This window comes from Bradyrhizobium sp. CCBAU 53421 (assembly GCF_015291625.1).
GTDB lineage: Bacteria > Pseudomonadota > Alphaproteobacteria > Rhizobiales > Xanthobacteraceae > Bradyrhizobium.
The window spans coordinates 1,703,511-1,715,540 of the sequence record NZ_CP030047.1 but is presented as its reverse complement, the minus strand read 5'-3'; the positions used below and the strand labels follow the sequence as shown (position 1 = coordinate 1,715,540).

Here is a 12,030-nt window from a genome sequence, read left to right as displayed (position 1 = left end):
AGCCGGATGGTTAGCAGCGTCGGAATCGTATTAATGGTGCCGCTGAGTTTGATCGCGGCACCATCATTTGTCTCGCCTGGCCAGGTGCTAAAATTTCACCGAGATGCCCGCACTGGCTGATTTCTCCGTGCAGCTGTTCGTGCTGACGCCCGTTGCAGCGACGGTGCAAGTGCCGGGAGTGGCGTTGCTATCGAGGCCATACTTGTTGTGCCAATAGCGATAGGCAACCCAGACGTCCACGAAGTGGCTGTACTTCGCACCCATGAATGCCTTGCCGGCATCAAACGTCAAGCGGATCGGCTCGCTGTTCAATTCCATCTTGCTGGCATTGCTGAAACGTCCAACGCCGGACAGCGCCGGGAGCGTGTTGATATCTCCCTTTTCTCCCGTCAGGGAAACGCGGCCGCTGATCGCAAAGTATCTTACGCTTTCAGGCAGGAAGCCGAGATCCATGTAGTAGTTGGTCTCAATCCTCCAGGTGGCCGGAAACACCCTGTTTCCGTCCGCGATGCAGGTTACTCCTGGGGTACCGGGGCTGAAGAGACCGCACTGGAGAAACGATTTGTGGCTTGCGAGGCCGAAGACAGCCAGGGGCGCTACGTTGAAATAGCCCTTGTAGGGAAGATCGAACGCGAATTGCAGACCGGCAACGACGTTGTTCGTCGTGGGCGCGTAATAGCTGTTACCAGCACCGAGATCGACGCCAGCCTCGAACGAAATATTCCGCAGCGGCCCGGCCTTGAAAGCCGTCGTGTTGAATAGCTCGTTCCAGCCGAGCGTACTGCGCTCGATTGCGTAGAACTCTGTCTGGCCTGCGCAAGTGCCTTGCGGGCCAAATGGCAGAACACCAGCCGGCGAGCATGGTGACGCGGGATCGTTATGACCCGATTTCAACATGTCGACGTTGAAGAAGTTCGTGCCGTAAGCCCATATGTCGAAATGCGTGAACGAGTACACCTGTTTGGCCGTGGTGCCATTGATGGTCCCATCCGGCCGGGTGCTGAAGGCACCGGGGTCCGTGGCCGTAAATTGGTAGGAGTAGGTCAGCCGGTTATCATTCACGATGAAAAATGGAGCGTCCGCGACCGGTGGCGCCTTTACCTTGACCGGCGCCGGAGCCGGTTCATCTGCCGCCTTGGCGGCACATGAAAGAGCGATCAAGCCGATCGCAAGCACTGTTCGACTTACAAGTTTGGCAAAATGCATTTTTAGTCCCCCTCTTCTAGAAACGAGCTGCCCGTCGGGGCATACTCAACGCGCTTGAAAAGACGCGGCCTCTGGCAGTGGCGACCGCATCCATGCGGATCGAATCCAGACCCGCTCCAAGTCCATCGGCGGGCCATCGCACGCCTGATTTCGGACACAAGTGATCCCCCCGCAGGGAAATCATCCCTTCGGCACTCATGCCCGGTTCTATTAAACGGACGCCGCCTGCTTCTGATCAGTGCGCGACGAGAATACCTTTCGCCTCAAAGATATCGCGGATCTGACGAACGTGACCGTGGTATGCCTTGTCTTCGTGGACCTTGCTCCACTGACGCGGACGCGGCATGTCGATCTTGAGGTCGAGGTCGATGCGGCCAGGCCGCGGCGACATCACAAGCACGCGGTCGGCAAGGAAGACCGCTTCATCGATACCATGCGTGATAAACAGCACGGTGTTTCGCACCCTCAGCCACATCGACTGCAGGTCCATGATCATCTGCTCGCGAGTCAGCGCATCAAGCGCACCGAAAGGCTCGTCCATCAGCAGCAGACCCGGCTCCTGGATCAGTGCACGGCAGATTGCGACGCGCTGCCGCATGCCGCCCGAGAGCTCCGATGGATACTTGCTGCCGAAACCCTCGAGCCCGACCTGCGCGAGCAGCTCCTCGGCGCGCCCGCGAAATCTCGACAGATCGAGCTTCTTGATCTCGATCGGCAGCAAGATGTTGTCGAGCACAGTGCGCCAATAGAGTAGCAGATCCGATTGAAAGACGACGCCGATCTTCGGATGCGGCCTACTGATTTCCTGACCGTCAATTGCGATCCTGCCAGTCGAGGCGGAGGTGAGACCCGCGAGCAGCGAAAGCAAGGTGCTCTTGCCGCATCCACTCGGCCCTACAACGGCAACGAAACTACCTGGCTCAAACCGGAGATCGATCTTTTCGAGCGCGACGACGTCTTCGTCGTCGTGCGTCTCGTAGACTTTCGAAAGTCGGGAAATCTCTATGGCCGCGCCGGTGGGCTGGACAAGGGTGCTCATTGCGCTGCCTCGCTATGGGTATGTCTCGTGAGTACTTGCTTCCTGCTATTCATTTGGCGACGTCCCGCTTGTGGGAAACGCGCGATTCGATCACATCGATGATGAAGTAGAGCATCACGCCGAGTGCCGAGATCGTCACCACGGTGGCGAAATTGAGCGTGGTATCGAACATCGAATTTGCCTGGAGCTGCAGATATCCGAGGCCACGCTCGGCAGCGACATACTCGCCGATGACTGCGCCGATGACTGCGAGAGAGATCGCCACCTTGAAGCCACCGAAAATGTTGGGTAGCGCGGCCGGCAGGCGCAGCTTGAAGAAGGTCTGCCATTCGTTTGCGCCCATGGATCGGACGAGATTGACGAGATTCTTGTCAAGCGACTGCAGGCCAACGACCGTCGAGATAACGATCGGGAAAAACGAGATCAGGAAGGCAAGGACAATCTTCGGCGCCCATCCGTAACCGAGATAAAGCACCAAGATCGGCGCCAGTGACACTTTAGGGACGGTCTGCAAGCCGACGAGGATTGGATAAATTGCTCGTTCGAAGGCCTTGGAATAGAAGATCGCCAGGGCCAGCGGAACCCCGATCAAAACCCCGAACGTGAAGCCGAAGATCACCTCGAACAGCGTCACATAGATGTGCGTCGAGAGGAGCGGCAAGTCTTTAACGATGCGCTCTGCGATGGCGAGTGGTGTCGGCAGGACGAATGCCGAGATTCCGGACAAGGGGACGAGAATTTGCCAAGCACCAATCAGCACCACGGCGACGATGAGCGCCGAATAGCGATCCAGCCAGCTTCCGCGAGCCCGTTTCTTGCCGCTCATGCTCTTGCCTTGCTTCCGCCGCGCCTCGCCGGCACTTACAATATCCGCACTCGCCACCGTAGCCTCACCGCGTTAGTAGATTGCCGATGCCTTCTGAACAGAATCAGCCGTTGGGGCCCTCGTCGGCACGACAGCGTCGACGAAGACTTCGCCGACAAGCGCACTCGCGAGAGACAGCCGGACTTCCCCAATGAACCATTCAAGGACTGGTCGCATGGACGTGGCGACCATCTGACGGCTTCGTCGAAAGGCCCCGGTTCGCCGGCGCACCCTCGGCGCCGGCACTGCTGCTGTAAGATTCATCCGAGGCATCCCATTCAACCCTGTCAATCTGGAGCTGAATCACTCGAGCACGGCTCTGGTGGCCCTTCCCCTGCGGTGCCAATAGCGTCCACTTCCCGAAACCATCTTATATTTGATCTCATGATGTGATCACAGTTGATCCTTGTCAAGCGCGTTATGTGAGCTTTGTGCGACCATTTTCCATGCAACCTGCCGGCTTTCGCGCCGCCAAATCCAAGCGCTCACGAATTGCGATTGAACAACGCGGCAACCTCGGAGAGCATATCAATTGAGCGGATTGCAATCGCCATTGGTCGGCGCAGTGGCGCTTTCGCGTCGCTACGCACAATTCTGTAAAGTGGAAACAGGTTCTCTGATAAGATCACGATGAGACGAGCTGGGCCCTGGACTCAATTGATCCACCAGGAGCGCGCTGCTGCCAAAAGGATTGTGGACAAGACGTTTTCTGTTCGCGTTTCGTGGTGGGGCGCGGTGCGCTGAAGTCTTTGAGGGCAGCCGGACATGTGCTGATCACGCTGGCCCCGATACTTGAGGTCGGATTCGGCGGGATGACCGCTTTGGCTCACCGCCGCGCGAGTCGCTCGCGCAAGCTTCTTGGCATCATAGGCTCACTTGTCGATGATGCTCTTAAGTCGAACGTCCGCGGCAGCAGGCCTTGGGCACCGGGAAATCGTAGACGTTGCCGGCCGTGCTCAGCGGGGCATGATCGCGCGATCGCTTGGCGCGAGAATTTTGGTCCCTCGCCTGCGCGGGCGGCCGCTGCGCATAGTTGGGAGCCACCTCTCGAGACGGCTGCCCCGCGCTAGGCGTTGACGCCGGCGGAATCGACGGCGGCTGCTCCGCACGAGCTTCGGAACGCTGTCAGGGCATGGAAGATGTTGGGCTACCCCCTGACCGCTCCTGCGATTGAAGCGATTGCAGGTGGACGGACCATGGCCCACCGGCCGTCGCGCGAAGCGCGCTAGTGCCTGGCGGCAAAGATGCTCGGCAGGGAATTCTCGATCGCACTGCTCGTCAGGTTGCGCGCGATGAACACAAGCCAACCGCGTGGCGAACCTTCGGACCACCGCGGCAGGTATTCCGGCGGATAGACGACGTGTTGCACACCGTGGATCACAACCGGCCGCTCTTCTCCTCTGACCGGCAACAAGCCCTTAACACGAAGAATGGATTGACCTCGCGCGGCGAGCAACAGCTCGAGCCAATCGACAAAGGCCGGCCACTCGACTTCGCTCGTCACGTCGACTGTAAAGGTCTCTATGCCGTAGCTGTGCACGCCTCGCCCGAGCCTGCCAGGCGCCCTGAGATAGTGGGGCTTCCAGTCATCCCCATGATCCAGGACATCGGCTGCCGAAGGCATCGCGTGCTTGCTCGAGGTCAGCGAACGCACCGAGGGATTGATCCTGGCTACATCGAGTTTGAGCGCATCCAATTGCCAACTCTCGACGAGATCCGACTTGGTGATGACGACACAATCCGCCAGCGCTACCTGCTGGCTCGCTTCTGAGAAATTCCGGATGCTGTCGAGCCCATTGATGCCGTCGACGGTGGTGATGATGCTGCCGGCCCGATAACGATGCTGCAGTTCGGGCGCCCCCATCACTGCATGTACGATCGGCACCGGATCGGCGAGACCGGTGGTTTCGACCACAACCCGGCGAAACGGCGTCACCGCGCCGGAGCTGACCATCGCCGAAAGATCGGCCAAGGTCGACACAAGGTCGTCGCGCACGGCGCAGCACAGACATCCCGACGACAGCAGCACGACATCTTCGGAGACCTCCAGCACCAGAAGGTGGTCCAGTCCGATTTCACCGAATTCATTGATGATCACCGCGGTGTCCGCGAGGTTCGGTTCTTCGAGCAGGTGGCGCAGAAAGGTCGTCTTGCCGCTTCCGAGGAACCCGGTCAGCACATGAACCGGGATCCGCGCATCGAGGGAGGAACCGGCAGGCTGCATGAGCCTAGTTCACCTCGAATATGGCATCGACCTCGACCGGAACGTTGCGTGGCAACGAACTGCAGCCGACGGCCGCGCGGGCGTGGCGCCCCGCCTCGCCGAACACTTCCACCATCAGATCAGACGCCCCATTGATCACCTTGGGATGATCTCTGAAATCCGGCTCAGCATTGACAAACCCGCCCAGCCGAATGACCCCCACCACCCGGTCGAGATTGCCGTCCAGTGCCTGCTTGAGCTGGGCGAGGATGTTGATTGCGCATAGACGCGCAGCCATTTGCCCCTCCTCCACGGAGAAGTCCGAGCCGAGCTTGCCTGTGTAGGTATCTTTGCCGCCCGCGCTGGGTACCTGCCCGGATATGTAGATCTGGTTGCCCAGTCTGCGGGCGGAAACGTAGTTGGCGCTTGGAGATGTTGTTGCCGGCAGGCTAATGCCCAGTTCGGACAGCCTTTGCTCAATTTTTTCAGTCATGGTGCGGTACTCCGGATCACTTGTCGTCAGTCGTCGAACTGCAGTTCCATTCCTTGAGCGAACGGCAGCTCAGCACCCTGCGGGCCGGAGATGCTGAGCAAAGCCCGGCGGGTGGTACGGATGTCCTGGATCGTCCCGCGTTTGACCGCGGTTGCGTTGTCATCCTTAAGCCCCGCCAGAATGGTCTCGTGATGAGACGCGCTCCAAGGCTTCGAGGGGATCAGCAACGACATGTACATCGTCGGCCCGAACTGCAGCCAAAGCGACTCGATCAGTAGGGTAAGCGTCTCCGATTCGCTGGCCTGGTAGAGCGTGAAATGAAACTTCTGATTGAAGGAGAGGCAGTTCAGGATGTCCCGCTTGGCGATCGCATGAAGCAGCTGCTTGTTGATGGAAGTCAGCTCACCAAGCAGCGCAGGTGAAGCCTTCTTGGCGGCGAGCTCGGCTGCCGTACCTTCGAGCAGTTCGCGCACTGAAAAGATATCACTCAGCTTCTCGGGACTCAGCCTCGGCACGCGCACCGAGCCCCCCTTTGTCTCCTCCAAGGCGTTCGCTGCGACGAGCTGGCTCAGCACTTCGCGAACCGGCATTGGGCTGGTGCCAAGCCCCACCGCCAGCTTGCGCAAGCTCATGACCTGGCCTGGAACGAAGGCCCCGACCATCAAGCCCCTGCGCATGTAGTTCAGCACCCGCTCGTAGATGTGCCCCCGCTGCCGCTTGCCTTCTTCGTTGCCGTTGCCGGCAACTTCCGCTTTCTCGACCCGCATTTCCCGTCCCTCTTTTTCAGGAGGCCGCTTCACGCGACCCCGTATGCCTGCGGACGTCGAGACCATCTTTCGAGGACCTAGACGGCCGGCGCACGCCTGTGATCTCATATCGTGATCAGTAGCGGATTTGAACGCAGGCGGCAACCGCACCGTGCAGCAGCGATACCACGAAACGGCACGTCCAGGTTGGTTGGACATGCCGAGTGGCCTAGCGGGGTCAAGCGGTGGCTCCAACTTGGTAAAGCTCGACCTTGGTTCCATCCGGATCGGCGATGTAGATCGTGAGACCATAAGGGCCGTCGTGCAGTTCATTGTAGTAGTGCACGCCGGCCTTTTTCAGCTTCGCATCGAGCGCTCGCACGTCGTTGACCTCAAAAGCAATATGATCAAGCTGACGATGATCTGCAGCCTTGCCGTTGATCAAGGCTATGCCCTGATGGAAAGCAACGAAGGGCCGTCCGTCGGCGAGCGGCTTGGCCGGCCGGACGGTGAATCCCAGCTGTTTGGTGTAGAAGTCGACCGACTTGTCGATGTCATTGACCATGATCAACTGATGACCGTAGTTGGTAACCCTTGGCTTCACCTGCTCGGCGATCCAGTCGAGAACGTCGGATGAAGGCGCGAGCTCGCAGAAGTACTGCTTCCACACCTGCTTGGCGGTGGCTTCCCAGGCTTCATTGACGCCCGACACGCAGTCCTCGACGGCGATCACGTCGAGATCGCGGAGATAGGCTTCGCGGATGCTTGTCTCGACGCAAGCATTGGTGGTCGCTCCGGTAATGAACAGGTGCTGCGTCCCCAGCATCTTCAACATCATCTCAAGCCGGGTCTCGTAGAACGCGCCGAAGCGATGCTTGCGGATCACGAAGGACGGATTGAACTCGGCCAGCGGCTTGAGCTCGTCAATGATCTCCTCGTCCCAGCTGCCGGCGAGTGCGGATACCTGCTTGCGCCGGGCGGTATGGCCGAGCAGTTTCTTCTTTGCGCGATTCCGGTCGACGGCAAAATGCTCCTGCATTGTCCAAATCACGGGGATGTCGACGGCTTGGCAGCGCTTGATGAGCCTTGCCAGCGGCGGAACGATCGAGGACAGGCGCTTGGTATCGACACCGGAAATACCCAGCGTTCCCTTCTCGTGGATGAAGGCATTCTGCAGATCGATGACCAGCAGGGCCGACTTGCGATAGTCGAGGGCTTCAAGGCTCATTTCTTGTCCTCCACCATGTCGATGCCGAGTACGCCGCCGCGGCCCCAGCTGTCTTTGGGCGTTTCATGGATCACCACATGCAGGTGATCCGGCTTGCAGGCGGCCTCTTCGACCATTGCATTGGTGATGGCCTTTACGAGTCGGCGCTTCTGCTCGACCGTACGGCCCTCCCACATTTCGACGACGACAAACGGCATTAGAGACCTCCCTTTTTGATGGGCAGAGCGCCGGATGCCCAAGTGGGCGCGGCGGCCGCGAAACCCGTAACCAGATCGTTCCCTGCCCGATCGACACCGCTGAGCAGCCACAGCGGGCGATTGGCATAGTTGATCAAGACCTGCTCCTCCATGCATGCACGATGGGCGGAATGCTGCGAGTCCCGATCGAAGTGACTGCTGGCCGACATCAGCCGGATTACATAAAGCGGCTGCGACGGATCGAGCATTTCGAGCACATTCGTGCCGATCTCGTTCAGGCCGATTGCCCTTGGTCGCAGGTCGGCTTGGCCGACGGGCAGCAGGACGATGACCCCCTCAAGTGGCGTCACCGGCCAATACCGCCCCTCCCGCCCTTCGCGCAGAAATTCGGCATAGCTGCGCATTTCCGCAAACAGCTCGCTGTCCCACAGGATGATGTCCGGCCCCAGGACGTCGCGCGCTGCATCGACGACAGCTTGGCTCTCGCACAGGCCGAGAAAAACCCATGGATCGGTCACGCCGATCGCATGCCCCCATGGATTGTGGATTCCCGACAACCTCTCCTGGCGCAGCGTGTCCTTTCTCGCCACGATATTGGCGACCGCGTCGCTTACCGACATCGGGCGCGGCATGAGCGAATCCCGGCCCGCCAGTTCCAGCTGATCGAGGCCTCCACCACTCATGACGGCAAGGTCACGCATCGACCGCGACCAAAGTGCTTGTCGGTGACGGCACCGTTTTCATAGATGACGTCACCGCGAGCAACGGTCATCACCGGCCACCCCTTCAGCGTCCAGCCTTCATAGATGCACGTGCCCTTCCCGGTGTGCTTGACCGTACGCTGCTCGTCCAGGTCGACCAGTACAAGGTCGGCGTCGAAGCCGACATCGATATGGCCCTTGCGCGGCCAGAGCCCGAAACGCCTAGCAGGGTTGAAGGAATTGAGCTCGACAAGCCGGGTCAACGGCAAACCGCGCTGATGGACGCCGAAATGAAGCATCAGCGACAGCTCCCAGGGAAAGCTCACCACACCCGGGAATTCGGTCCAGAGATTCTCCAGCTTCTTGGGCAGGAACGGCACGTGGTCTGTCCCAAGGCTGTAGACCGAGCCGTTCAACATGCCTTGCCAAAGACCCTCGAGTTCGTTCCGGTCGCGCAACGGTGGCGATATCTTCGCACGCATGTCGAGATCTTCGTCGTAGCACGTACGGGTGAGATAGTGTGGGCAGGTCTCAACCGTCACGCGGACACCACGTGCCTGCGCCTCAGCGGCGAGCACGGGGCCCATGCCGACGGAGGTGTGGACCAGATGCAGCGAACAGCCGGTCTTCTCGGCAAGGAAGATCATGCGACGGATGGTCTCCACTTCGCAGAATGCGGGGCGGGATTCCGTGTATGCACCGAGATCGTGACGCCCGGTGGCCGCGATCTCTTTCTTGATCCAGGAGGCGATCTGGGTGTTCTCGCAGTGAACGTTGATCACCCCGCCAGGAACCTTCGCCAGGATGCGCATTGCGGCATAGACCCAACCATCCGTTGCCGGAACGATGCCGATCGGGTTGTCCGGCTCGTAGCCGAAATAGCATTTGAAGGATTTGACGCCGGTCTTGGCAATGACCTCGGGTATCTCGGCGATATGCTCCTCACGCTGGATGCCAAAATGAAAGCCGAAGTCGATGAGCGAGTTCTCTTCGCCGATTGCTTTGCGTTCCTCGTAGAACGGGAGATACGACTCCTTCAGATTGCGGATATAGAGAAGCGCCGTCGTCACACCGCCGGAGGCCGCAGCCGCCGTCTCGGTGCGCATATCTTCAGCGAAGGGAAACTTCACGCCCAGATGGCAGTGCGGGTCGATCAGGCCCGGCATCAACACGCGCCCCTCGGCGTCGATCGTGCGCTTGGCGTCCGGGAGGACTTCGTCGGCCCCAGTCAGGACGATCTTGCCGTCCTTCACCGCAACACCGCCGTGGAATTCGCCGTCGTGGCGAACCACTCGCGCGTTCTTTATGACCAGATCCGCTTTCATTGTTTTTGCTCCAGTAGTCCCTCAATACGCCGGCTGATACCAGTCCACTGGCTGCGGCCGACGGTGATCGGTGCACGCGCGCCCATGCCACGCGCCCAGACGGCCTTCAGCCCAAGTTCGGCGGCAGCGTCCCGATCGATGGTTCCGGGAGGCGCCGCGACGTCGATCAGCAACGCATGTTTCGGCAGCAGAGCCAGCTGGGTGCGCTCGAGCAGCCGCTTTGGAACACTGCCGATAACGATGTCCATGCGAGGCAGAACCGTGGGCAATTGTTCGAGCGTCAGCGCTTCGGCGCCCGTCGCGTAGGCGGCTGCGCGCTGAACCGGGTTGCGCGCTGCGACCTGGACATGAGCCCCCAGGCCGACCAGCGTCTTCGTCAGAAGCGAGCCGATGGTGCCCTGGCCGACCAGGCAGACGTTGGACTTGTGGATCGTGATCTGCGTGTTCTCGATGATCACCTTCAGTACGCCCTCGACGATCGCCGGCCCCCGCAGCAGCATGAGGTCGACGTCCCATTCGTACTCGTGCAGTGCGATCTCGAGCGCCTTGCAGTGCGCTTTTAGATTATCGTCCGCCCAACCGAGGATGATGTGGCCGGGCCGTCTCATGCCTGCCAACATCTCGCTCGTCGGGATGATCTTCTGCGGACATTTTGGTGCGAAAAGTGCGCCTTCTGCGCTGATGCCCGGAATCGGAAACAGCGCGATGTCCGCCCCCTTCAATGCGTCAGCTGCGTCCGCGGCATGATAGACGCCCTCGATACCCTCGTCGGGCCAGGGAAAGCCGTAGGCTCGAACCGCGGCTCCGGCTCTCACTGCACAGCGAGCGATCTCCTGTTCGCGTGCGTCGCCAGCCACGATTGCGATGACTGTGTTCTGCCAACTCATGATGCCCTTACTTTCTCAATGAGCTGATGTTTGGACATGCCGGCAATCCCCATTGCTTCTGCGCTCCGTCCACCGATCCTATAGTCGGTTCCGACCGCGGCCTGCGCAAGACGATAGAGTGACGTCGCGACGGGAACGTTGACGTCCGCGATCTGTGCAAACTCAAGGAAGGGCAGCAGGCCGTGACCGAAATCCTCTTTGTAGTAGCGATATTCGAGCGAGTCGGGTCCCTTGATGCGGCGGTTGGCTTCGCCGCCCGCGATTGCCGCGCGGTAATCGGTAACGTCAACCACATCGGCCTCCACCGTGCCGAGCAGCTTCATCTCTTCAATCAAGTTCGGCAAGTCGTGCCCGAATGCCCGAGCGACTGCCAAGCGCTCGTCGTCCAATTGCCGCATGACGCGGGCGACGCCGGGCGTCATGGCATCGACATAGAACGTGAAGTTTCCGCCAGTCGCTTCAACCCAGGCGGCTCCCAGCACCGCGCCTGGTGGATGCAGGACCATGTTCACGTTGGAGAGGTCGGAGGCGATAACGTCTCGAACGGGCGTGACGCCCGGATACAATCTGGCCGCGACCTCCAGCGCCTCCGCTCCCCCGTTGAGGGCGGCGGCTTTCAGTCGCTTTGCCCGACCGCTGATGGTGACGCCGTCAGGGCGATATTTGCGCGCGACGTATGTAAGGGTCGAGAACTCGACGACCGGAGGCACCGCCCGGCCGGTGCGCGAATAGGCCTCGGCGAATTCCAGCGCCCCTCCGGTGTGGCCGGGATTAAGCACGACCGGCTTGTCCGACGACCAGCCGGCCGCGGCGAGCGCCTTGGCTATGGACGCGTGCGAGAAGGTCGGCAGCGCGACGGCCGCCACGTCGACGCCGGAGATCGCCGACTTGAGATCTGTCGTCATAAGAGCGGGCTTCGCGACTCCCTCGCCAAGCTTGCCGTCGAAGGCTACGCCGCCGAGCTTGATGTGCGGCTCGAGCGTTTCGGCCGAACGCGCCCAGAAATGAACGGAATGGCCGGCAAGAACCAATTCTGCGACCGAAGCAGCGCCCCCCGCTCCTCCTCCAAGTACTGCGACCTTCATTCTGTTCTCCGCAAATCGGAGCGCGACCCGCATCCGTCGAAGGCTATTTTGATCA

The 12,030-nt window shown here is 60.2% G+C and carries 12 protein-coding genes; all 12 read right to left on the bottom strand.

What is annotated here, in order from left to right:
* Positions 1 to 87: 87 nt before the first annotated feature.
* On the bottom strand, positions 88 to 1,206 hold the full coding sequence (locus tag XH92_RS08085; RefSeq protein ID WP_194458751.1) for a hypothetical protein: 1,119 nt from the start codon (positions 1,204 to 1,206) through the stop codon (positions 88 to 90).
* A 235-nt stretch (positions 1,207 to 1,441) separates the two neighbouring features.
* On the bottom strand, positions 1,442 to 2,245 hold the full coding sequence (locus tag XH92_RS08080) for an ABC transporter ATP-binding protein (protein WP_194458750.1): 804 nt from the start codon (positions 2,243 to 2,245) through the stop codon (positions 1,442 to 1,444).
* 49 nt (positions 2,246 to 2,294) lie between these two features.
* Positions 2,295 to 3,128 carry an ABC transporter permease gene (locus tag XH92_RS08075; RefSeq protein WP_246788316.1) on the bottom strand — a complete coding sequence of 278 codons (834 nt, stop codon included), beginning with the start codon at positions 3,126 to 3,128 and terminating at the stop codon, positions 2,295 to 2,297.
* A gap of 1,207 nt (positions 3,129 to 4,335) precedes the next feature.
* On the bottom strand, positions 4,336 to 5,334 hold the full coding sequence (locus XH92_RS08070) for a GTP-binding protein (RefSeq protein ID WP_194458749.1): 999 nt from the start codon (positions 5,332 to 5,334) through the stop codon (positions 4,336 to 4,338).
* Positions 5,335 to 5,338: 4 nt separating this feature from the next.
* Positions 5,339 to 5,806, bottom strand: coding sequence for a RidA family protein (locus XH92_RS08065; protein ID WP_194458748.1), 468 nt, complete (start codon positions 5,804 to 5,806; stop codon positions 5,339 to 5,341).
* A gap of 26 nt (positions 5,807 to 5,832) precedes the next feature.
* Complete coding sequence (locus XH92_RS08060) at positions 5,833 to 6,573, bottom strand: GntR family transcriptional regulator (RefSeq protein ID WP_194458747.1); 741 nt, start codon at positions 6,571 to 6,573, stop codon at positions 5,833 to 5,835.
* Positions 6,574 to 6,790: 217 nt separating this feature from the next.
* A complete protein-coding gene (locus XH92_RS08055; RefSeq protein ID WP_194458746.1) occupies positions 6,791 to 7,780 on the bottom strand; it encodes an isochorismatase family protein in 990 nt (329 codons plus the stop codon).
* Positions 7,777 to 7,977, bottom strand: coding sequence for a 2-hydroxymuconate tautomerase (locus XH92_RS08050; RefSeq protein WP_194458745.1), 201 nt, complete (start codon positions 7,975 to 7,977; stop codon positions 7,777 to 7,779). Before XH92_RS08050 ends, XH92_RS08055 begins: the two co-directional genes overlap by 4 nt.
* Positions 7,977 to 8,678 carry a resolvase gene (locus XH92_RS08045; RefSeq protein WP_246788314.1) on the bottom strand — a complete coding sequence of 234 codons (702 nt, stop codon included), beginning with the start codon at positions 8,676 to 8,678 and terminating at the stop codon, positions 7,977 to 7,979. Before XH92_RS08045 ends, XH92_RS08050 begins: the two co-directional genes overlap by 1 nt.
* Positions 8,657 to 10,003, bottom strand: coding sequence for a dihydroorotase family protein (locus XH92_RS08040; RefSeq protein WP_194458744.1), 1,347 nt, complete (start codon positions 10,001 to 10,003; stop codon positions 8,657 to 8,659). Before XH92_RS08040 ends, XH92_RS08045 begins: the two co-directional genes overlap by 22 nt.
* Entirely contained in the window at positions 10,000 to 10,890 is an 891-nt protein-coding gene (locus XH92_RS08035; RefSeq protein ID WP_194458743.1) for a dipicolinate synthase subunit DpsA, read from the bottom strand. Before XH92_RS08035 ends, XH92_RS08040 begins: the two co-directional genes overlap by 4 nt.
* Positions 10,887 to 11,975 carry an NAD/NADP octopine/nopaline dehydrogenase family protein gene (locus XH92_RS08030; RefSeq protein WP_194458742.1) on the bottom strand — a complete coding sequence of 363 codons (1,089 nt, stop codon included), beginning with the start codon at positions 11,973 to 11,975 and terminating at the stop codon, positions 10,887 to 10,889. The genes XH92_RS08035 and XH92_RS08030 overlap by 4 nt, the downstream gene beginning before the upstream one ends.
* Positions 11,976 to 12,030: the final 55 nt, after the last annotated feature.

Excerpts from the sequence above, each read along its gene's own strand:
- XH92_RS08085 (WP_194458751.1), bottom strand. The coding sequence starts at position 1,206 with ATGCATTTTGCCAAACTTGTAAGTCGAACAGTGCTTGCGATCGGCTTG.
- XH92_RS08080 (WP_194458750.1), bottom strand. The coding sequence starts at position 2,245 with ATGAGCACCCTTGTCCAGCCCACCGGCGCGGCCATAGAGATTTCCCGA.
- XH92_RS08070 (WP_194458749.1), bottom strand. The coding sequence starts at position 5,334 with ATGCAGCCTGCCGGTTCCTCCCTCGATGCGCGGATCCCGGTTCATGTG.
- XH92_RS08065 (WP_194458748.1), bottom strand. The coding sequence starts at position 5,806 with ATGACTGAAAAAATTGAGCAAAGGCTGTCCGAACTGGGCATTAGCCTG.
- XH92_RS08060 (WP_194458747.1), bottom strand. The coding sequence starts at position 6,573 with ATGCGGGTCGAGAAAGCGGAAGTTGCCGGCAACGGCAACGAAGAAGGC.
- XH92_RS08055 (WP_194458746.1), bottom strand. The coding sequence starts at position 7,780 with ATGAGCCTTGAAGCCCTCGACTATCGCAAGTCGGCCCTGCTGGTCATC.
- XH92_RS08050 (WP_194458745.1), bottom strand. The coding sequence starts at position 7,977 with ATGCCGTTTGTCGTCGTCGAAATGTGGGAGGGCCGTACGGTCGAGCAG.
- XH92_RS08045 (WP_246788314.1), bottom strand. The coding sequence starts at position 8,678 with ATGCGTGACCTTGCCGTCATGAGTGGTGGAGGCCTCGATCAGCTGGAA.
- XH92_RS08040 (WP_194458744.1), bottom strand. The coding sequence starts at position 10,003 with ATGAAAGCGGATCTGGTCATAAAGAACGCGCGAGTGGTTCGCCACGAC.
- XH92_RS08035 (WP_194458743.1), bottom strand. The coding sequence starts at position 10,890 with ATGAGTTGGCAGAACACAGTCATCGCAATCGTGGCTGGCGACGCACGC.
- XH92_RS08030 (WP_194458742.1), bottom strand. The coding sequence starts at position 11,975 with ATGAAGGTCGCAGTACTTGGAGGAGGAGCGGGGGGCGCTGCTTCGGTC.